The organism is Moritella sp. 36, assembly GCF_018219415.1.
Lineage (GTDB): Bacteria > Pseudomonadota > Gammaproteobacteria > Enterobacterales > Moritellaceae > Moritella.
In genome coordinates this window covers 700,801-720,167 of record NZ_CP056120.1, presented here as the reverse complement: position 1 = coordinate 720,167, position 19,367 = coordinate 700,801, and the positions used below count along the sequence as shown (strand labels likewise).

Genomic DNA, 19,367 nt, shown 5'->3' with positions numbered 1-19,367 from the left:
TCGACTTAAAGCAACCAACTAACGAACCTTAAATAATGGCACTAAAGGTTCACATTCCAAGCGTGTTAGTAAATCTTTGTTTACCAGTGCTGTTTTCAAAATTGGTAATACTTGTTTATAGCAATTCATCAATGCATCGATATCTGCACGACTATGTGAATAACTGATATTATGCGTACCTAATGTCAATATGCCACGTTTCAACATTTCTTGCATAAACAATGTTTTGATCTCATAACTGCTGTTTTCAGCTGTGTCCGAAATCAGTAAAAATGACCACGAAGGATGTCCGGCTGTCGATAAAAAATGTTCGCACTCTAATTCTTTAATTAATGCATTTAGTTCATCTAAGAGATACTCACCAGTAGCCAATAACACAGCCGGTACATTAAGCTTATCAACCTTATCCAATACCACTTTTGCAGCCGCTAAGGACGCAGTTTCGCCACCAAACGTCCCCGAGAAGAAGATATCTTCCATCAAATCCATAATTTCAGCTTTACCAACAACCGCTGATAATGGGAAACCATTCGCAAGCCCTTTACCAAAGGTTGCTAAATCAGGAGTCACACCAAAGTATTCTTGAGCACCACCTTTAGCAAACCGACAACCGGTTATGGTTTCATCAAAAATAAATACAGCCCCTGCTTCTTTCGCTACCTGCTGTACAGCCTGTAAATAACCCGCTTCCGGATACGTCACATTCATCGGTTCCATAATAATAGCCGCGATCTTTCCGTCGTGAGCCTTCACCAGCGCAGTCAGAGAGTCGATATCATTATATTTAAATACTTTGGTTAAATCCTTAGTTGACTCTGGCACACCTAAGCTTCGTGTCGTAGAACCAATATACCAATCTTGCCAGCCATGGTAACCACAGACTAGTATCAGTTCTCTGTTGGTATAAGCACGTGCTAAACGGATCGCGGCAGAGGTGGCATCACTGCCGTTTTTGCCAAATCGCACCTTTTCAGCACAAGGTATCATCTCAACCAGCTGCTCAGCGACTTCCATCTCCAACCTATGTGGCAACGAAAAACTCACCCCCGTCTTGATTTGATCACATACCGCGTTGGTAACATCTTCGTCAGCATAGCCAATCGACACACATAATAATGCGCTCATAAAATCGAGATATTCATTACCATCAACATCCCATACCTTAGAGCCTGCGCCTTTTTCTAAAAATAGAGGTGCAGCACCGACCGGGAATTGAACTGTGCTCTTAGAAAATGTTTGTGAAGCCAAAGGGATTGTTTGTAACGCTCTTTCAAGCATTTGCTCTGATATTTTATAACGTGTCATTCTATGATTCCTGTAATATGGCTCGCGACTAAGGGTTTATAAAACCTTCATTACGCTGAATATTTGTATTTATCTCTTGAAGTTCAGGTTTTTCTGCGAGTAATTTATAAATCGCATTAGCATCAAAATATTGCTCTTTAGCACCTAATATTTCATAGACTTGCGTTACAAACTCAAAATCTTGAGGTTCGTCAACTGTCCAACGATAACTTGAGTTATCAACATCAGAAATATATGCGCCCTTAATCAATCTTGGGTTATTGCGGATATAAGGGGTCACATGCTCTAAATCCACTTTAAACTTCGCATTTAGCCAAGCATCTTTTAAAGCAGAAAAACTCATTACTTCAACATCAAGTCCATCTGGAAATGTTTCGGGATCGACATTCGAGGTATAATCATTTTTATCGGCGATATGTTTCGCAATCACCGCATCTATAATTTCGGCATCCGAAAGTGGACAATCTCCCGTTAATCGCACGACAACATCTGCATTAGCCTGTAACGCTGCCTGATAAAAACGATCGAGCACATTATCCAGATCACCAGCAAAATACGCGACTCCGATTGAAGAGCATAACTGCGTAAGACCGACATCGCTCTCTTGGTTTGAGGTAGCAACAACCAATTCATCGATCAGTTTACTGCGTAATGTTCTCTCAATTTGCCGCTGCAGCATAGGCTTACCAAGAATGGGCTTCAATACTTTATTTGGCAGCCGACGAGAACTGCATCGAGCTTGTAAGATCGCGACTACTTTCATCGTATCACTTCCATAATGACGGGTTAATTAACTGTTCAGAAGATGAAGCAAGACAACTTAAATCAAGCTTATTTTTAAACTGCGGTTCACTCAACAATTTTTGTACATAGTTGGATGCATCCGTAATTTCTATTAATTGTTGTCGATTAAGACAACCAACGACACCGTAATCCATACATTCATTATTACTTAAATACAATAATGCTAACTGTAGCGGGGTCAACGACAACGCTTTGGCCAAATCAAAGTAACGCGTTAATTCGGGCTTAAATTGTTGTAGGTAAGTGGGCAGCTGATTATTTTCACTTAATAACAGTCCCTGCAAAAACAACGATCTGACATGGACTTCAACGCCTTGACGCTTAGCTTCATCCAATAACCCTGACTGTTGAAAACGTTGATCTAAACAATTAGCCGGAATTTGAATGATATCCAAGTCATGCATCGCAAGCGCTGATTCAAGTGCGTCGGGGCTATAAAAAGAAGCCCCTATATGCGCAATTTTTTGTTCACTTTTAAGTTCTGAAAGTATCTCAAAGCTTTGCTTAGATTCTTTACTGAGCACATCTTGTTGATCATGAAATAAAATAGCGTGTAATTTACTGGTCTGCAATCGACTTAATGATTCATCAACGGACTTACGAATGTCCAAGGCATGTGTTTTTGAAGAGGGTATCTTAGAAATAAGATTAAACTCATTACGTTTGTGACAAAGCTTACCAAGCACAGTCTCACTGTCGCCATATGCAGCCGCCGTATCCAACAGATGGATACCAGCATGACTGGCGACTTGTAGAATATGTTGCGCTTCTATCGTACTGACTTTACCACTTTCATTAGTGATACCATAATCCAGACCAAACTGAACCGTACCTAAGATTAAATTCATGATGTTTACTTAGTGTTATATTTAGCGGAGTGAATAAAACGATAACAATTAACAGAACAAAGAGGGGAATGGACCTCCCCTCTCAATAGAATATGCACGCTTATAGAATTAACGTGACAATGCTAAGTAATTATTTTTGTAATCGAGTCTACAACTTGCTGCTGCTGAAGCGTCGTCATATGGTGATAAAGAGGAATACTAATCGCTTGCGTATAATAATCCTCGGCTTCAGGGAACTGTCCTTTACTAAAACCTAGGTCCTGATAATAAGGCTGTAAATGCACGGGTATATAATGCAGATTAACCCCAATTCCCGCCTCTCTAAGCGCAGTAAATACCTCAAGATGCGACAACTTTATTTCATCAAGTTTTAATCGGATCACATACAGGTGCCGACCCGAATAAGATGCGTTTATCTGCTTAGGTAATATTAAAGGCAGGCCTTGCAATAACGTATCATAACCTGCGGCAAGTTGATTTCGTTTCGCAACAAAATCATCTAACCGAGTCATTTGACTTACACCTAACGCGGCTTGCATCTCTGTCATCCGGTAATTATAACCCAGCTCAATTTGCTGATAATACCAGCCACCATGTGTAGGTTCAGTCATTAACTCAGGATCACGAGTAATACCATGGCTACGTAACAAGGCCATTTTATCTGCTAGTTGCGTATTATTGGTAGTCGCAGCACCACCCTCTGCTGTAGTGACAATTTTGACAGGGTGAAAACTAAATACCGTAATATCACTGTATTCACAGTTACCAATAGGTTGATCTTGATAACGACCACCAATCGCATGCGAAGCATCTTCAATAATAGCAAACCCATATTCTTGACCCAGGCTGTGGATCGCTTGCATTTCACAAGGTTGACCGCATAGGTGTACAGGGATCACGACCTTAGGTAAAGGCAAGTTATGTGCTTTCGCATATGCGAGCTTGTCTGCTAATTTTTCAGGGCTAAGATTGTATGTCTCTGCATCAACATCAACAAAATCAATATCAGCACCACAATAAAGCGCGCAATTTGATGACGCAACAAAGGTGACTGGTGTTGTCCATACCACATCGCCCTTACCAACCCCAAGCGCTAAGCAAGCAAGATGCAATGCTGATGTAGCAGAATTAGTCGCCAGTGCATGACTTGCACCAGTGGCATTCTTAATCGCACTTTCAAATAACGGAACCTGTGGTCCTTGCGTCAAAAAATCAGACTTTAATACATTAATAACAGCATCAATATCATGCTGTGTAATCTCTTGCTTACCGTATGGAATCATAGGTTACTCACACTTCAAAATTAGCATCAACATGCTCTTTAATTAACGCTCGTAAGCTCTCAACCGTTTCCCACTCTGTATTCGTACCCGAAGTGTATTTAAATCCGAAGGGTACTTTTTTAGCCTTATGATGAGAAAGGTAATCCTGCTCAGCATAAGTAAATGATACCGAAGGTAAAATAGCGTAATAAGGACCAAGATCTATCGTATTTAAAGAATCGGTATCAGTCAGCATCTCTTCATGTAACTTCTCGCCTGGTCGAATACCAACAATGCGTTGCTTACATTCAGGTGCAATCGCTTCTGCAACATCAAGGATCTTGTATGAAGGGATTTTCGGAATGAATATTTCGCCACCAAGGTGATTACCCAGTGCAAACATCACTAAATTTACACCATCTTGTAACGAAATATTAAAACGTGTCATTTCTTCATGGGTAATCGGTAATACACCGTCTTTTTTCTTATCCATAAAGAATGGGATCACAGAACCACGCGAGCCCATCACGTTACCATAACGAACAACACTAAAACGGATGTCTTTAGAACCACGTATGTTATTTGCTGCAGCAAAAAGCTTATCTGACGTTAGTTTCGTCGCACCGTATAAATTGATCGGTGCACAAGCTTTATCTGTAGAAAGCGCAACGACATCATTGACACCACAAGCCAGCGCAGCGTGAATAACGTTTTCAGCACCATCGACATTAGTACGGATACATTCTGTCGGGTTATATTCTGCCGTATCTACTTGTTTAATGGCGGCAGCATGAATAATAACATCAACACCTTCACAAGCTTGCGTTAAGCGTGCTTTGTCTCGCACATCACCAATAAAGAAACGTAGTTGAGGATAATCAAAATCTGGATACTGCTGTTTAATGACTGATTGTTTTAGCTCATCACGAGAATAGATGATGATTTTTTTTACATCTGGATAACGAGCTAAAATAGTTTCGATAAACTTTTTACCAAATGACCCTGTGCCACCAGTAATAAGAACTGATTTATTATTAAGCATTATTTCACCATCTTTTATTTAAATTATAATCATTTAAAATGACTGCGTTAAAACGCCAAAAAACAATGGCGTTTAAACATGATATTCTGATTTGATCCGCGTTTATGGCGGTTATTATATTCTTCTCGAGCATAAAAATACAGTCGACAAGTTAAATGTTAATTAAGCCTGTTCACTAAAGATAAATGCAGGGTACATATGGGTTGCAAACCCTTCTTTAAAGTAACCGATTTGAACTTCTTTATCTGTCGGTGTATTACGATCGTGCGGATAAGGTCGTTGTCCAATGCAATACGTCGTCAACCCTTGCGATTTCATATACTCAATCGCTTTATACTGCACAGCATGGCCCAAAGGTTGATCAAACAGTTCCCGTTTATAAACACCAACACCATATAGCCCCTGCCGTTGATTAATTCGGAAATAGCCACCGCCGACAAGTATCCCCTCATCATCCCTTAGGGTGATAAGAAAACCTTTGCCAGATATTAGAGAAGCATGTAGCTCGTCCCAAGTCGACTTAGGTCGAGTTTCACGCCCAGCAACAGCAATATGTAGCAGCCTGAACTCTTCAAAAACATCAGCACAACTATCTGCGAAAATATCAATATTCCAGCTGCGTAATCCCTTGCTAACCAAAGGTCGAAAACTTTTTCTAAAACCACCTTTTATAAGGTCTAAATCACGGTTAAGATCGACATACAAAAAATGCGTCACATCAAACAGCTTATATTTATCTTGTAATGACTTATACCAAAGTGAGCAGCCATCACTGAGCATGTTATATTTAAGTGTGCAAGCAGCTGTTTTCGCTGCTTTAATTTCAGTTAAGATTAAATGGGCTGAGTTAACTACCTTTTTTGCAACCTTTTCCGCCAAGTTAGGTAACAGCAGTGGCGGTAAGACTTCTGAACCATTACTACCGATCCGGCTTTTACCCTCGGACTGAGAAATACTCAGTGGCCATACTGCGACAGGTTTGCCACTCGCAAAAAAAACCATTGCCTGCTGTTGGAATTCAAGAACTGAAGAAAAATATAAGTGATGATAATCTACTGCAGCAAGATCATAATCAACATCATAATTTTTCACCGCAGATAATACTACATCCCAATCATCGCGAGAATCACCAATGTGTTTAACCGTTAACCCACTGTTTTTTATCAATTCTTTAATACTATCAAAATTCATATATTATCTAACCCAATCAAGCATGAATAACTAAACATTTCTCTTCTTTGACAATAGCATACACCGAAACAATAGCCAAAATGGCTAGCATTATAGCATTGTTAAAGCAGAAGTTAGCCATAATAATAAGATCTTCATGCTTTTTAAAATAATGATTAAAGTGTTAAGAATGAATCAGGCTAACCACGTTTTAGTTCACATCAACCGTTTCATTACGTCGCAATAACTCATACAAAAACGAAGCCTTATTCCAATCATCAATCGTGTCGATATCTTGTACCTGAGATGCATTCAAAATTATAGGCTTAGCATTACATGAAAAAATAGGTTTACCCGTAGAAAAGGAGTCATAGGTTCCCCAATAAAATTGTCCTGCGTCATGATACGCTGATTCAAGATCCTGAGAACGCGTATTAAAATGTTCCGGTTGAAACATTTCGACCCTGCCAGTCTGATTTAGACGAAATGCACGTTGAATAGGGTAACTAAATTCAGTGGCACTGAAGCAGTAATCCAAACGTTCAGCTGTTAACATTTTAAGACCCTTAGCTAAGCTTTTCGGCGTAACAAAAGGGGCGGTAGCATACAAGCAGCAAATTAATGCAGTATCTTCTAATGCTAATGTCGTTATAGCATGCTGTATAACTTCAATCGTTGTCGCATAATCATCCGAGATACATGCTGGGCGTAAAAAAGGGACTTCAGCACCGTACTGTAAAGCAATGTTGGCGATCTCTTGATTGTCGGTAGAAACAATAACCCGCTCAAAACACTTACTTGCCAAGGCTGCCTCTATTGAGTACGCGATTATTGGCTTACCACAAAATAACTTAATATTTTTTTGCGGGATTCTTTTACTATCGCCACGAGCTGGGATGATAGCTATATTCATACTCAAATATCCTTTTTATACGCCAACCAAGTACAGTATTAATACACGCTGCTAATATTGAAAACGCCAAAATACCGACACCAAACATTATTAGTACAAGAATTATACCTTTCAGTAAAAATAAACTAGCTCTATCATATACAGCCAGACTTATACTACACTACCGACGATATCTCTTTTGGAAGCAAGATATCAGCCTCACCATGAATACAAAGAAGATCTCGATGTAAGACCTTCGTACTTAAAGTAAGCTTACGGCCTATCTGGGACAGTACCTGAATGGTTACCTCGACCTCAGCGCCCACTTGAATCGGTTTTATAAAGTACAAAGTTTGACTTAAATAAATCGTTCCTTCTCCAAAAGGAGGGGCTGAAAACATACCAGAAAACAAACTTCCTACTAGCATGCCATGACAAATCCGACCTTTAAATCCATATGTTTGCGCTAACTTGTCATTAAAGTGTATGGCATTTTTATCTTTACTCGCATCAGAAAAAAAATTCACCATTTCATCTGTAATTAAAACTGTTTTAGTCACAGAGTTAGGGATATCTCTCGTTACATTATCTTGCTCTGATTTTATTTTAAATCGCCAATTTTTTTCCAGTATTGCTAAACAGTAAATATCATGCCAGTCATTCATCCCCTGATATGCCTGTTTTTTAATACCTTCGATATTGAAACCAGCTCTTCGGTGACGTAATACATCTGCAGAATTGAATCCCAGAATTTCACACTCTAAACGTCTTATATTAAGCACGTTGAATGCATATTCAAGTGCAGCAGTCACTATGCTGCACTCATCGTCACTCGTATTATTATCGCCCGTAAAAATGTCCCATGAAGCCGAGCCTTGTTCTCCGGTGTAATTCGAAAATACGATAAGCCCGACAGGGTTATCTTCAATCTCAGCAACGATTAAACAAAACCCCTTATCCATCAGAACAGAATCCCACCAGTGTTGATGCTCCACTGAACTGGTTTCATTATAAAGATGCTTATTATCTCTAACTTCGCAGCGATTACGCCACTTTAGCGCGACTTGTAAATCTGTCGACTGCATTGTTCTTAATCTGCAAGTCATAAATATCCTCTATATTAGTGCTTCCCTATGAACGATTAAATATCCACTATTTCCAAAACACCTTCAGTCTTAAGTTTTTCAATCGTATCTTTTAGTTCCCAAAGAGGGACTCCAATTATCTCCGCGATGTCAAGATTACTCAACATACCATCTGCATACGCTAAAAAGTTCATCATATCTTCGACTTGCGCACTAGTATCTTTAGTACTGATAGTTGGATACAATCCTCTTTTTCCTAGCTGTGGCTCACAAAGTACTGTAGGGCGCAGCACTTCATTGTGTTCAATGCATTCAATTGATTTTTTCAATACTTCAAAGCCACCAAATAAACCTGCTGGCGTAACGAGATTTAAATCATCTAACGAGGTATGGTATTCAGGATAACAGCCATATTTTGTTCGCATAACTGAACAAACAGGAAGATCGATTCCAGGACTACAGTATTGACGTTCGTCGCTGCCCCGTTCCAAATAACTATAAGTAATATATTCAGGTTGTGATTGCTTTAATACGTGTAGCGCAACACGATCTGACAATGTATTGCCCTTTCGAGAAGGTAGATACGAATAAGCGCGGTCATCTCCGATACAGGTAATATTGAAGCCCGCTATCACCTTCTTTTTCATTTCTTTATAATGTTGGCTTAAATATGTGATAGAACCAATTGTTTCAGGAATAATCGCTATACGGTATGTATATTTACGATTTTCAAGTTGAGATAGCCATTTGGCAATAAATGTAGTTACAACTGGTCCGGAAAGCTCATTATTTGCCATTGAAGGGTGACACAGATAACTTGATAAAAATATTTCTTTATCCGATGACCCAGGAATAATTAACTCACCATAAGTAAGAGAACCATTTTTTAGTTCACTATCAATAAATACGTGATATTCACCTGGTTCAAGTAAATCTCGCTCTTGCTGCGAAATACAAAATCCCCAACGCTCCTTATAATATGATGTGATATAAGGAATCGCATTGGGCTGTTCTGGCAGTGAGTAAAGATGATCCTGTAATTCATCTAGCGTGACAACATTGTTAACCGGAGTCGAGTAGCCTAAAACATGTAAATTTGAATTTTTAAATTCGCAGATCTTTTTACCGCTAGGAGTTATTATATAAGCATCTTTAATATTCCATTCTTTTGGTACTTCCCAATCAAAACACTTGGTGCCTGTTGGAACCTCAACGGCCTTTAAATTTGGTATATGTTCAGACAACATAGCCAATGACTGGCGAAAACCATTACCAGTAATACTACGGCAGATTGGGAACATTTCACTGCACAATTCGTGCATTTCAGTACCTAAATTAGACATTACTTTCTCCATCTATACGATATAAAATATTTTCAGCTTTACCCGTTTTAATAATATCTGAAACAAATGTATACATATCTCGAGCTGAAATAGTTCTTAAACCGCACCCGTCATTAGGTCTGCAACCAGAATATAACCCCTCTTCCCACATAAGCTCACCAGCTGGGTCAACATGCGTTAATACACCTTTTTCTATATTACGTACAAATAAGCTGTATGTTTTAGATTTTGTGTTCCCGAGTATATCAGTATAAGCGCCTGTGAATTCCTTATGATATCGATAATCGACGTTGTGCATTTCTTCTACGTGATGGTAAAAGGTCATGCTGTTCTGTTCCGGTAAATCTAAAACTGCAATCCGCCCATTCATTTCTCGAATCTTAGCAAATGGTGAATCACTACCGTATCCACTCACATTATCAGTAGTCACAAATTCTTCAGCACGTCGTCCAATAACTGCAAATGAATAAATTGGATGTGCGGTCCTTAATGCTCCGGGATATAACCTCGCAGCCTCGGTAAGAGCCCCCATATGAGAAGGGGTACTTTCTATATCAAAAGCAACGCCATCTGCAAAATCAAAGTTAAATAGTGGTATTACTAATGTACCAGATGGACCAATAGCATCTAAAAAAGACTGGAGAATATCTTGCGGGCTTAATTTCACCCCTAACTTTAAGTGACGTTTAAAAAGACGCTTAATACTACTGTGGACCAATAGAACATCTCCATCTTGAACACCTGCTAATTTCCACTCATTCGCTAATATTTTTATCACTTTATGCTCCAAGATTTTGTGAACTTAATAGCCTATAACATGAATATAATTATATCATTTTAAATAAATACTTAAACCAATTGATTATAGATCTAAAGTACATTTCGATTAATGGCTAGGTAGCTTAAGGATATCAGAATATGGTTAAAATCGGTTTACTCACAACTAGAATTATGTGGTAAAATAACGCTTTAAAAAATCGCTAACTAATACTGATTTGGTTCTCCAACAACGGCTAAGCTTAAAACCATGAATACAACCTTAAATAAATCACAATCAAAATGGATCACTACATCTACAATAGGAGTGATACTCTGTGCTTTACTTCTTTTTCTATATCCTAAGGGATATATTCTTGGTACGGTAATCTTACTCGTCATCTCTATTACAGCTGGATTTTATAAAAAGTTAACTTGGCATAAAAACTTAACGTTATTAGCAATAACGATTATCATTTTCACTATTCCGCATATTATCAGCCTAATACAAGCAAGCGGGGATATTTCCAGTGTAAAAAAAGCAGCCAGAGGCATACCATTACTGCTTGTTGGTGCGTTCTTGATCCGCTTTAAACCAAAACAAAAATTTGTTTATGCTAGCTTCTCCTTAAGCCTTATCATTGCTTTTATAATCATGGTTAACGAACAAATGACAGGATTTAGCCGTGATAACTATGCCGGATTTAATATAAATCCATTAATGATTGCTATTGTTGCCGTTATGTCTTTTACTTTACCCAATATTCATACCAACAATATCAAGCTTCGTATTTTAACTTATAGTGGATTAATCTTGGGCGCTACCACTATAATAATGTCAGAATCTAAGGGCGCGTTTCTAGCCCTTTTGACTGTTCTCTTAATTTTCTTGTGCATGCCATCTAATCTTAAACGAGTGTCGAAAAAGGCATATGCAGGTATTATCTGCCTACTAGTGCTCGGTTCCATCGCAGTAATGTCTATCGGCACCAATAATCCACTTGTCTCCCGAGTCTCTGATGCTTCACGCAATTTCATCACTCATATTGAGAATCCAAATTCAGACGAGAAAGAATCCTCAACTTCGATTCGTTTAGAACTATGGAAAGGAGCATTAGTCTTATTATCTGAAAAGCCCATTTTTGGTTACGGTACCTTTCCAGCACACAAACGAATGGGCGAGTTATATGATGAAGGCTACTTAGCTAAATATATGGGTAAGTATACACAAACACATTTCCATTCAATGTATTTTCAAGCGCTTGGCAATCGAGGTCTTTTTGGGTTATCCACAGTAATACTATTATTACTAATCCCTGGCTATATTCTGCTTAAGCATAAATTAATCAATCCGACTTATTCACTCAGTGGTTTACTTGTAATCATCAGCTATATAGTCACCGGCATTGCCGATGTGTCGCTTTCAAGTACCTCTGCTTCCAGCACTTATTTTGTATTAATTCTACTTTGTGTATCACAAGTATCTGCCTACAAAGTTGAAGCTCACCCAGCTAAAGCAAAGTGATTCTTGTCGTCAACGGTTTAAGCATTGTGATATAAATCACTTTAGACTTCTAAAACCTCTTACAAGCATTTAATGTGTCGGTACTACCTACCGGCACAAGTTATTTAAGCTGCTATCCTCACCCTTAATTGTGAATATACCAAGTTCTAAACGTAACTCTATGTGTAAATATGTCAAAGTGATAAAGCACGATGAGCGAATGATAATATATTAAAATATTATCGTATCTGTTAATTGCGGTAATAAATACATCGCGCCGGACTCAGATAGATGATCCTCATCCAAGTAGTATGAAACAGAATCACTACCAACCATGCAAGATCCGGCATTACAGAAGCTATCCGTTGGGTCGATAATCGTTAGCAAATAATCATCACTTACAGCCAATTGTTTAAATACCTGATTGACGCGTTTCTGCAATGCATTATGATCTCGAACTGAAATGCTGTTTTGAGCCAATGATAATAACGGATTATCCTGTGAATAGGCGGTGTAATATAACTTTTCAGGTCGCTGCTTCTGCTGTGGTATTTGTAATATTACCCAGGGGCTCACACCAATACCATTATAACGTTTTATCGTCTGCTCAACGCCTGCTTTAAAAGTTTCAAAAGAACTATTTTGATCTTTACTCCCCACCTTTTGAGGGCTTAAATAAACCATTTTTCCCATACCGTTATAACCAAAATCAGTGTAATAAGTCCATCTCGCCGATAAAATCACGCGATTTATGCCATTCTCTTTCACATAACTAAATAGTTTATTATTGAGTGTAAAGCAGCTTTTTTTATCTTGATCAGAACGCTGAGGATAAACACCTAACAAAGGGGGGCAGCCAGAAAAACCAACATATTGCCCTTTTAGTTGATACAAATTTGCTAACGCATTAAAAGCTGGTAATTGTGAATACATATGTGAATCCCCCATAACAATGAAACTTGTATCAGGCGCATTGCCATCCCCTAAATTACATAACCATGTTTTACTCGTTAATGTATCTTCTTTATCAAAACAATCAGCTGGGGTTCTATAAATAGATTTCTTGACGCTATCGGGAATAGAAAAATGCATCTGATTCGATAAATATTGACTACTTATTGAAGAGAACGTAATACTAACAATACCTATGTATAATAAAGTGAACAGTACCTTTGATCGTTTATTCTTAGCAGCACGCTTCTCTATCAACCTATAAGATAACCAGCCCATTAGTATGGATGCGCAGATACCTGACATCATATGTAATAGCGAAAATTCGAAATTATAACTCAATGCAACAGATATTGGCCAATGCCACAAGTAAGTAGAATAGGAGGTGCGACCTAAAAATTGTATAACCGTATTATTACTTAATTGGTTATTATCCTTATTTGCCATAATAACAGCCATCGTGCCTAACACCGGTACCGCCGCAAGATAACCCGGCCACATGCTAGTGCTATCTAACAGAATGTAACTGCCGATGATCATGGTAATACCGATTCGGAATAGCCATGTCTGCGAGTGTGTAGATAATTTTATTGGGTATAAAAAGGCTACACCGCCTAACAACATTTCCCATGCTCGTGTCGGTAATAAATAAAAGGCCGCGTTTGGCCAATACCAAGACACATAAATACAGGCGACGAAACCAACCACGCTACATGCCAAAATAACGCGAGGAATAAGGGCGTTTTTGACAAGCCGCTTAACCATTAATAGCAGTAATGGATAAACAATATAAAATTGCCACTCAACCGATAACGACCAAGTATGTAGCAACCATTTTTGATCTGCGTCGACATCAAAATATCCGCTTTCTTGCCAATACCTTATATTAGATAAAAAATTTAAACTCTTATGTATATGTTTAGTCAGTACTTGAAAATCTGGCGGAATAACAAACGTCCAACCAAATAATAACAGCGCACAACACAATATCAACAAAGGCGGAATTATACGTTTAGCACGCGCGAGATAAAACACAGGTAACGAGAATGTATTGTTCGTTAATCCACGAAAAATAATATTCGTCATTAAAAAACCAGATATAACGAAAAAAACATCTACGCCAGCAAATCCACCGGGTAACATATTAGCGTTAAAGTGATACAAAATAACGCCGATTACAGCGATCGCTCTTAAGCCATTAATGTCTCTACGGAAAAACATATAAAAAAACTGCCTGTTCGTCTTTCATGAAAAATTCAAAATTATAACATAGATATCAACTCTGCCTAGGGCCGTCTTCATACAACGTGAATGCTTTAAATATGAAGCTGTATAACTACTTGTTCGGCCGTACCACCCGCGCACCCGGCACCAGTTGCCCAAGTTTTTCCGCGAACACCGTTTTCGCCCTTTCATCACCATGCACAATACGTATCTCTTGCGGCTTATGTTTCATGTGTTTTACAAAGTTAAGTAGGTCTTGCTGGTCTGCATGGGCAGAATAACCACTAATGGTATGGATACCGGCATTAATGTGTATGTGCTTCCCGTTAAGCTCAACATAGCCACCCCTTGGTCCATATTGTTGGATATCTCGACCTGGGGTTCCCTGGGCTTGATAACCCACAAAAATCACATCGGCTGTGGCATCAGGTAAAAATTGCGTAAGGTAATTAACGATACGGCCACCGCTGCACATACCACTGGCTGCAATGACAATAGCTGGTTTATTACGCCTAGCCAGATACTTAACGACAGTTAGGTGATCTTGATGACTGTCGATAGTATAAAGCTGCTCAAAATTAAGTGGATGGCGACCTTGTTTTAATTTTCCTAACGCCTCTTTATCCCACAAGGCTTTAAAGTCGCGGTATTTACTGGTGAAGTTTGCTGCCATTGGCGAATCGACGATTATTTCAATATGTTTCCATAAACTCGTCTCTGGGGCGCTGTGAATAAATTGTTCGATTTCGTAGAGTAATTCTTGGGTGCGGCCAATACTGAATGCGGGGATCAAGACCACACCATTATCACTCACCGCATGTTCAATGACGGCTTGTAACTTTTGGCTACGTTGATTACGGTGTTCGTGCCTTTTATCACCATAGGTACTTTCAATAATTAAGGTATCGGCGCGGTATGGCGATCGGGGGGATGATAATAATGGACTGTAGGAAGCGCCGAGATCACCGGAAAATACAACACGGTGACGGCGAATGGGTTTATCGGTGGCGAGTTCGATTTCGACATAGGCAGAACCTAGGATATGTCCAGCTGGACAAAAACGGATCTTTTGGCGTTGATAGCAGGTTTCATCTTCCCCTATATCCTCTTTGGGTATTTTAAGTACGTCAATGGCGCGCCACTTTTGATAGGGTACAGGAATAAGCTGTTTTTGTAATAATGAAAGGCAAGCTTGGATGAGTTTTTTATCGCGGGTAACGCCGACTTTTAGGGCGTCTTCGATAACAAGGGGAAGGAGCGCTGCTGTTGCTTCAGTCGCGTAAATAGGGCCTGTGAACCCTGCGGCTAATAAGTAAGGAATGCGACCGACATGATCGATATGGCAGTGCGTGATGATAAGCGCTTTAACGGTGCGCACATTAAAGTCGATAGCGTGCTGGTCTTTGTTATTGTTACCTGCGACTTCAGAACCTTGAAATAAACCACAGTCGATCAGCACTGAATTATAATCATTCATATACAGCTGATGACAAGATCCGGTCACACCATTGACCGCACCGTGATGTAAAATACGCATTGTTCCGTCCTTGGAAAGTCATTTAAACGATAAATAGAGCTATCAATTTAGAAATAAATAGGACTATTAGTTTAAAGATAAATAGGACTATTAGTTTAAAGATAGATTCCAAGGAAGGTAATAGGTCAATGCGCTTATTTAAGTACGGCTTTAGCGCTTAAATAATACTTTACAGTTTATAGCCATCGGGGTTATTTGATTGCCAGCGCCACGTATCTGCGGTCATATCAACAATACTACGCTCTGCTTTCCAGCCTAATTCTCGCTCGGCAAGATCGGTTGCAGCATAACATTGTGCAATATCACCTTCACGACGTGGTGATATTTGATAAGCGACTATTTTACCCGAAGCTTGTTCAAAGGCTTTCACCATTTCTAATACGCTGTAACCTTGACCTGTGCCTAAGTTATACGTCACTAAACCTGGGTTGGTCATTAGCTTGTCTAAAGCTTTTAAATGCCCTAATGCTAAATCAACCACGTGAATGTAATCACGTACGCCAGTGCCATCAATCGTTGCATAGTCATCACCAAACACGCTTAATTGCTTCAGTTTACCCACAGCAACTTGTGAGATGTATGGCATTAGGTTGTTAGGGATGTCATTCGGATCTTCACCAATCAAACCACTGTCGTGTGAACCCACTGGGTTAAAGTAACGTAAGCGGGCAATATTCCAACTGTTATCAGACTTATACAAGTCGGCAAGTATCTCTTCGACCATTAACTTAGAACGGCCATAAGGGTTTGTTGCAGATGTAGGGAAGCTTTCATCAATCGGCACCGATACCGGATCACCATAAACCGTTGCCGACGAGCTAAACACAAAATTCTTCACATTATGTTCACCCATCACTTCTAAAATATTAACTGTCGCAGCAATGTTATTACGATAATACGTTAACGGGATTTGATTTGACTCACCCACCGCTTTTAAGCCCGCAAAGTGGATAACAGCGTTAATATCATGTGTTGTAAAGATACGGTTTAGTAACTCACTATCAAGTACATCACCACAGTAGAACTTAACGGTTTTACCCGTGATCGTTTTTACACGGCTTAATGACTCTTCACTTGAATTACAGAGATTATCAATTACAACCACATCTTGATTGCTGTTCAGTAGTTCTAACACAGTGTGGCTACCTATATAGCCCGCACCGCCTGTGACTAAAATTGTCATGTAAATCCCTCGTATTTATATTAAGTAAGCGAACGTTATATCTAACTTACTCAAAAATGCATAAAAAAGGGATAGCAACATTATATTATAAATGCCGACTACCCCCTTTCAATTATCAACTAAAAGTAAATTTTATTTTACAAGAGTCGTTAAAAATTCTTTCAGTTCACTACCAAATTCTTCATTACGAATACCGTATTCGATACACGCTTTCATATAACCTAGTTTTGAACCACAGTCATGTGATTTTCCACTAATATGGAATGCTTCTACCGTTTCAGCTTCCATTAACGTTGCAATCGCATCGGTTAATTGGATCTCGTCACCCGCACCCGGAGGTGTTTTAGCGAGAATATCCCAGATTGCTGCTGGTAATACATAACGACCAGACACAGCAAGGTTTGATGGTGCATCTTCAATACTTGGTTTTTCAACCACAGCTGTCATCGGGATAGATTGGCCAGCATTAAGATCAGCGCCACCACAATCAGCAACACCGTAACCAGATACGCTTTCTTGTGGCACAGGCTCTACCATAATTTGGCTAAAACCAGTATCGTTAAAGCGAGCCATCATGCTAGCTAGGTTTTCAGTTTTTAGATCTGCACACATTTCATCCATTAATACGTCAGGCAGCACGACAGCGAACGGTGAATCGCCAATAATTGGTTTTGCACACATTACCGCGTGTCCTAAACCTTTAGCAACACCTTGACGAATATGCATGATAGTCACCCCTTTAGGGCAAATAGCTTGCACTTCTTCAAGCAATTGACGTTTAACACGCTTCTCAAGGGTTGATTCTAATTCAAATGACGTATCGAAATGGTTTTCAATGGCATTTTTCGACGCATGCGTCACTAATACAATCTCGGTAATACCGGCCATTGCGCATTCATTCACAATGTATTGAATTAATGGTTTGTCTACTACTGGCAGCATTTCTTTTGGGATCGCTTTGGTAGCTGGTAGCATACGCGTGCCTAGACCCGCAACAGGGATCACTGCTTTAGTTATTTTTTTCATTCAGTCATCTCGTGATTTGTAGAATACTGTGACGTTCCGTTATCACACATTAATTTGAAGTTTGATGTGTGTTTATTCGCAGTCATTAACTGAATCATACAAGAAAAAGAGCTGCTAACATCACATAGTTGTTTAAATTCAAGCTGCCAATACAAAGTCCAGCGGGATAGCTGCTCTGGCTCTACGCAATAACCTAAATTAGCCGTGACAGGAAAATCAAAATTAATGTGCTCAAGTTCAATACTTAAGTTATCAATAAAGCACTGATAAAATTCAAGGCTTAGCGATATCCCCTGCTCATGCAGATCTATGCTTTGTTGATAATAATACTGGTAATGCTTGCTTATCACATCAATAAGCATTTGTGTTTGCTTTGCTACAAGGTTGTTATTCATAACTGCACTTATTTTATTAAATCCAAGTACTTTATCAAAAGTGTTTATACTGCTGCATTAATACGTCAACAAGTTGGTTGATTTCATGCTCAGGTAATCGATTAATACCTGCTGCGGCTTTACGGCCACCACCAGTTTCAAATTGCACGCATACTTCATCTGCGCCAGAGCGATTATTTAGAGGTGCGCGCACACTCACCATATAGCTGCCATCGGTATTTAAAGTTAATACCGCATGGGCTTTATCAGGATGAAAATTCGCCAATTCATTGCCAAACACGCCACTGATACGTCTTGCCCAAGCTTCGCAAGGTAACAGGTATATTTCGCAAACATCGTTATTAATATATGGTGCTAGTTTAGCCACATTTTGATGGTCAGCTTGGTATCCACGTCGCAGAATATAAAAGGCAGAGTCTTTATCAGCTTCAACGTCAAATGGATTAGTATATTGCAATAATGCTTGATACAACTCAGCAGGATTAAAGTGTAAATCAGCTAATGATGCTCCATAACCGTTATAGTTGATTAACGTCCCTAATTCACATAAGAATTCACGTTGCGGCGTTGTCATCCCTTGCTGCAATGCCAGTTCATCAGCTACACTAACTAAGTTATCACCATAAGCAGCAGCTATCGCCCACTCAATGTATTTGTTATCAAGTAAGCCATTAATCAATAAACTCGTGCATACTTCTGGAGCCGTATCCACTAATACCGTTAGTTTTTCAGAAACGGGGACGTCACCTGTGCGATGATGATCGCAATAGAACACATCAATGTCATTCGCTAATATTGCGTTCAGTGCCTCGGTATTTTTTTCCATCGAAATATCAAGCGCGACAACTGACTTGGCTTGCGCAATATCAACATGTTTAAGCAAGCTATTGTCACGTTTAACCCCGCTGACCAATTTCGCTTGTTTCGGCTCGTTTAAGCGTAATTGTATTAACGCAATGATGCCGTCTGCATCACCGTTAAAAATATCATAATTCATACCAGTCCTTGTTAGATGCACATATCACCTAGCATTAGCAATG

17 protein-coding genes are annotated in these 19,367 nt (G+C 39.3%); 1 reads left to right on the top strand and 16 read right to left on the bottom strand.

Annotated features, from left to right (window positions below; all coding sequences use genetic code 11):
- Nucleotides 1-18: 18 nt before the first annotated feature.
- The 10 genes from HWV03_RS03315 to HWV03_RS03270 form a co-directional block, all read right to left on the bottom strand.
- The gene (locus HWV03_RS03315) at nucleotides 19-1,305 is read right to left on the bottom strand and encodes an aminotransferase class III-fold pyridoxal phosphate-dependent enzyme (protein ID WP_211678449.1); all 1,287 of its coding nucleotides are present in this window, start codon (nucleotides 1,303-1,305) and stop codon (nucleotides 19-21) included.
- Between the two features lie 28 nt (nucleotides 1,306-1,333).
- On the bottom strand, nucleotides 1,334-2,068 hold the full coding sequence (locus HWV03_RS03310) for a cytidylyltransferase domain-containing protein (RefSeq protein ID WP_211678448.1): 735 nt from the start codon (nucleotides 2,066-2,068) through the stop codon (nucleotides 1,334-1,336).
- Between the two features lie 4 nt (nucleotides 2,069-2,072).
- A complete protein-coding gene (locus tag HWV03_RS03305) occupies nucleotides 2,073-2,957 on the bottom strand; it encodes an aldo/keto reductase (RefSeq protein WP_211678447.1) in 885 nt (294 codons plus the stop codon).
- A gap of 122 nt (nucleotides 2,958-3,079) precedes the next feature.
- Entirely contained in the window at nucleotides 3,080-4,240 is a 1,161-nt protein-coding gene (gene pseC / locus HWV03_RS03300) for a UDP-4-amino-4,6-dideoxy-N-acetyl-beta-L-altrosamine transaminase (RefSeq protein WP_211678446.1), read from the bottom strand.
- Between the two features lie 7 nt (nucleotides 4,241-4,247).
- Nucleotides 4,248-5,261: a UDP-N-acetylglucosamine 4,6-dehydratase (inverting) gene (pseB, locus tag HWV03_RS03295; protein ID WP_211678445.1), complete on the bottom strand. Its 1,014-nt coding sequence runs from the start codon at nucleotides 5,259-5,261 to the stop codon at nucleotides 4,248-4,250.
- A gap of 162 nt (nucleotides 5,262-5,423) precedes the next feature.
- On the bottom strand, nucleotides 5,424-6,452 hold the full coding sequence (locus HWV03_RS03290) for a FemAB family protein (RefSeq protein WP_211678444.1): 1,029 nt from the start codon (nucleotides 6,450-6,452) through the stop codon (nucleotides 5,424-5,426).
- 190 nt (nucleotides 6,453-6,642) lie between these two features.
- Complete coding sequence (pseF, locus tag HWV03_RS03285) at nucleotides 6,643-7,344, bottom strand: pseudaminic acid cytidylyltransferase (protein WP_211678443.1); 702 nt, start codon at nucleotides 7,342-7,344, stop codon at nucleotides 6,643-6,645.
- Nucleotides 7,345-7,499: 155 nt separating this feature from the next.
- The gene (locus HWV03_RS03280) at nucleotides 7,500-8,429 is read right to left on the bottom strand and encodes a GNAT family N-acetyltransferase (protein ID WP_211678442.1); all 930 of its coding nucleotides are present in this window, start codon (nucleotides 8,427-8,429) and stop codon (nucleotides 7,500-7,502) included.
- A gap of 35 nt (nucleotides 8,430-8,464) precedes the next feature.
- Complete coding sequence (locus tag HWV03_RS03275) at nucleotides 8,465-9,751, bottom strand: DUF4910 domain-containing protein (RefSeq protein ID WP_211678441.1); 1,287 nt, start codon at nucleotides 9,749-9,751, stop codon at nucleotides 8,465-8,467.
- Nucleotides 9,744-10,529, bottom strand: a complete 786-nt coding sequence (locus HWV03_RS03270; protein ID WP_211678440.1) for an AAC(3) family N-acetyltransferase — start codon at nucleotides 10,527-10,529, stop codon at nucleotides 9,744-9,746. The genes HWV03_RS03275 and HWV03_RS03270 overlap by 8 nt, the downstream gene beginning before the upstream one ends.
- Before the next feature lie 249 nt (nucleotides 10,530-10,778).
- On the opposite strand from HWV03_RS03270, the gene HWV03_RS03265 reads away from it, so the two are divergent.
- Nucleotides 10,779-12,032, top strand: a complete 1,254-nt coding sequence (locus HWV03_RS03265) for an O-antigen ligase family protein (RefSeq protein WP_211678439.1) — start codon at nucleotides 10,779-10,781, stop codon at nucleotides 12,030-12,032.
- Between the two features lie 210 nt (nucleotides 12,033-12,242).
- Here HWV03_RS03265 and HWV03_RS03260 read toward each other — a convergent pair whose 3' ends face one another.
- The 6 genes from HWV03_RS03260 to HWV03_RS03235 form a co-directional block, all read right to left on the bottom strand.
- Nucleotides 12,243-14,183 carry an acyltransferase family protein gene (locus tag HWV03_RS03260; RefSeq protein ID WP_211678438.1) on the bottom strand — a complete coding sequence of 647 codons (1,941 nt, stop codon included), beginning with the start codon at nucleotides 14,181-14,183 and terminating at the stop codon, nucleotides 12,243-12,245.
- Between the two features lie 115 nt (nucleotides 14,184-14,298).
- Nucleotides 14,299-15,723 carry an MBL fold metallo-hydrolase RNA specificity domain-containing protein gene (locus HWV03_RS03255; RefSeq protein WP_211678437.1) on the bottom strand — a complete coding sequence of 475 codons (1,425 nt, stop codon included), beginning with the start codon at nucleotides 15,721-15,723 and terminating at the stop codon, nucleotides 14,299-14,301.
- Between the two features lie 169 nt (nucleotides 15,724-15,892).
- A complete protein-coding gene (gene galE, locus HWV03_RS03250) occupies nucleotides 15,893-16,906 on the bottom strand; it encodes a UDP-glucose 4-epimerase GalE (RefSeq protein WP_211678436.1) in 1,014 nt (337 codons plus the stop codon).
- A gap of 132 nt (nucleotides 16,907-17,038) precedes the next feature.
- Complete coding sequence (gene galU / locus HWV03_RS03245) at nucleotides 17,039-17,932, bottom strand: UTP--glucose-1-phosphate uridylyltransferase GalU (RefSeq protein ID WP_211678435.1); 894 nt, start codon at nucleotides 17,930-17,932, stop codon at nucleotides 17,039-17,041.
- Nucleotides 17,929-18,327 carry a hypothetical protein gene (locus HWV03_RS03240; protein WP_211678434.1) on the bottom strand — a complete coding sequence of 133 codons (399 nt, stop codon included), beginning with the start codon at nucleotides 18,325-18,327 and terminating at the stop codon, nucleotides 17,929-17,931. The genes galU and HWV03_RS03240 overlap by 4 nt, the downstream gene beginning before the upstream one ends.
- Before the next feature lie 34 nt (nucleotides 18,328-18,361).
- Nucleotides 18,362-19,324: a DHH family phosphoesterase gene (locus HWV03_RS03235; protein WP_211678433.1), complete on the bottom strand. Its 963-nt coding sequence runs from the start codon at nucleotides 19,322-19,324 to the stop codon at nucleotides 18,362-18,364.
- Nucleotides 19,325-19,367: the final 43 nt, after the last annotated feature.

Bases quoted from the DNA above. Each gene is read 5' to 3' on its own strand.
- HWV03_RS03315 (WP_211678449.1), bottom strand. From the start codon at position 1,305: ATGACACGTTATAAAATATCAGAGCAAATGCTTGAAAGAGCGTTACAA.
- HWV03_RS03310 (WP_211678448.1), bottom strand. From the start codon at position 2,068: ATGAAAGTAGTCGCGATCTTACAAGCTCGATGCAGTTCTCGTCGGCTG.
- HWV03_RS03305 (WP_211678447.1), bottom strand. From the start codon at position 2,957: ATGAATTTAATCTTAGGTACGGTTCAGTTTGGTCTGGATTATGGTATC.
- pseC (WP_211678446.1), bottom strand. From the start codon at position 4,240: ATGATTCCATACGGTAAGCAAGAGATTACACAGCATGATATTGATGCT.
- pseB (WP_211678445.1), bottom strand. From the start codon at position 5,261: ATGCTTAATAATAAATCAGTTCTTATTACTGGTGGCACAGGGTCATTT.
- HWV03_RS03290 (WP_211678444.1), bottom strand. From the start codon at position 6,452: ATGAATTTTGATAGTATTAAAGAATTGATAAAAAACAGTGGGTTAACG.
- pseF (WP_211678443.1), bottom strand. From the start codon at position 7,344: ATGAATATAGCTATCATCCCAGCTCGTGGCGATAGTAAAAGAATCCCG.
- HWV03_RS03280 (WP_211678442.1), bottom strand. From the start codon at position 8,429: ATGACTTGCAGATTAAGAACAATGCAGTCGACAGATTTACAAGTCGCG.
- HWV03_RS03275 (WP_211678441.1), bottom strand. From the start codon at position 9,751: ATGTCTAATTTAGGTACTGAAATGCACGAATTGTGCAGTGAAATGTTC.
- HWV03_RS03265 (WP_211678439.1), top strand. From the start codon at position 10,779: ATGAATACAACCTTAAATAAATCACAATCAAAATGGATCACTACATCT.
- HWV03_RS03260 (WP_211678438.1), bottom strand. From the start codon at position 14,183: ATGTTTTTCCGTAGAGACATTAATGGCTTAAGAGCGATCGCTGTAATC.
- HWV03_RS03255 (WP_211678437.1), bottom strand. From the start codon at position 15,723: ATGCGTATTTTACATCACGGTGCGGTCAATGGTGTGACCGGATCTTGT.
- galE (WP_211678436.1), bottom strand. From the start codon at position 16,906: ATGACAATTTTAGTCACAGGCGGTGCGGGCTATATAGGTAGCCACACT.
- galU (WP_211678435.1), bottom strand. From the start codon at position 17,932: ATGAAAAAAATAACTAAAGCAGTGATCCCTGTTGCGGGTCTAGGCACG.
- HWV03_RS03240 (WP_211678434.1), bottom strand. From the start codon at position 18,327: ATGAATAACAACCTTGTAGCAAAGCAAACACAAATGCTTATTGATGTG.
- HWV03_RS03235 (WP_211678433.1), bottom strand. From the start codon at position 19,324: ATGAATTATGATATTTTTAACGGTGATGCAGACGGCATCATTGCGTTA.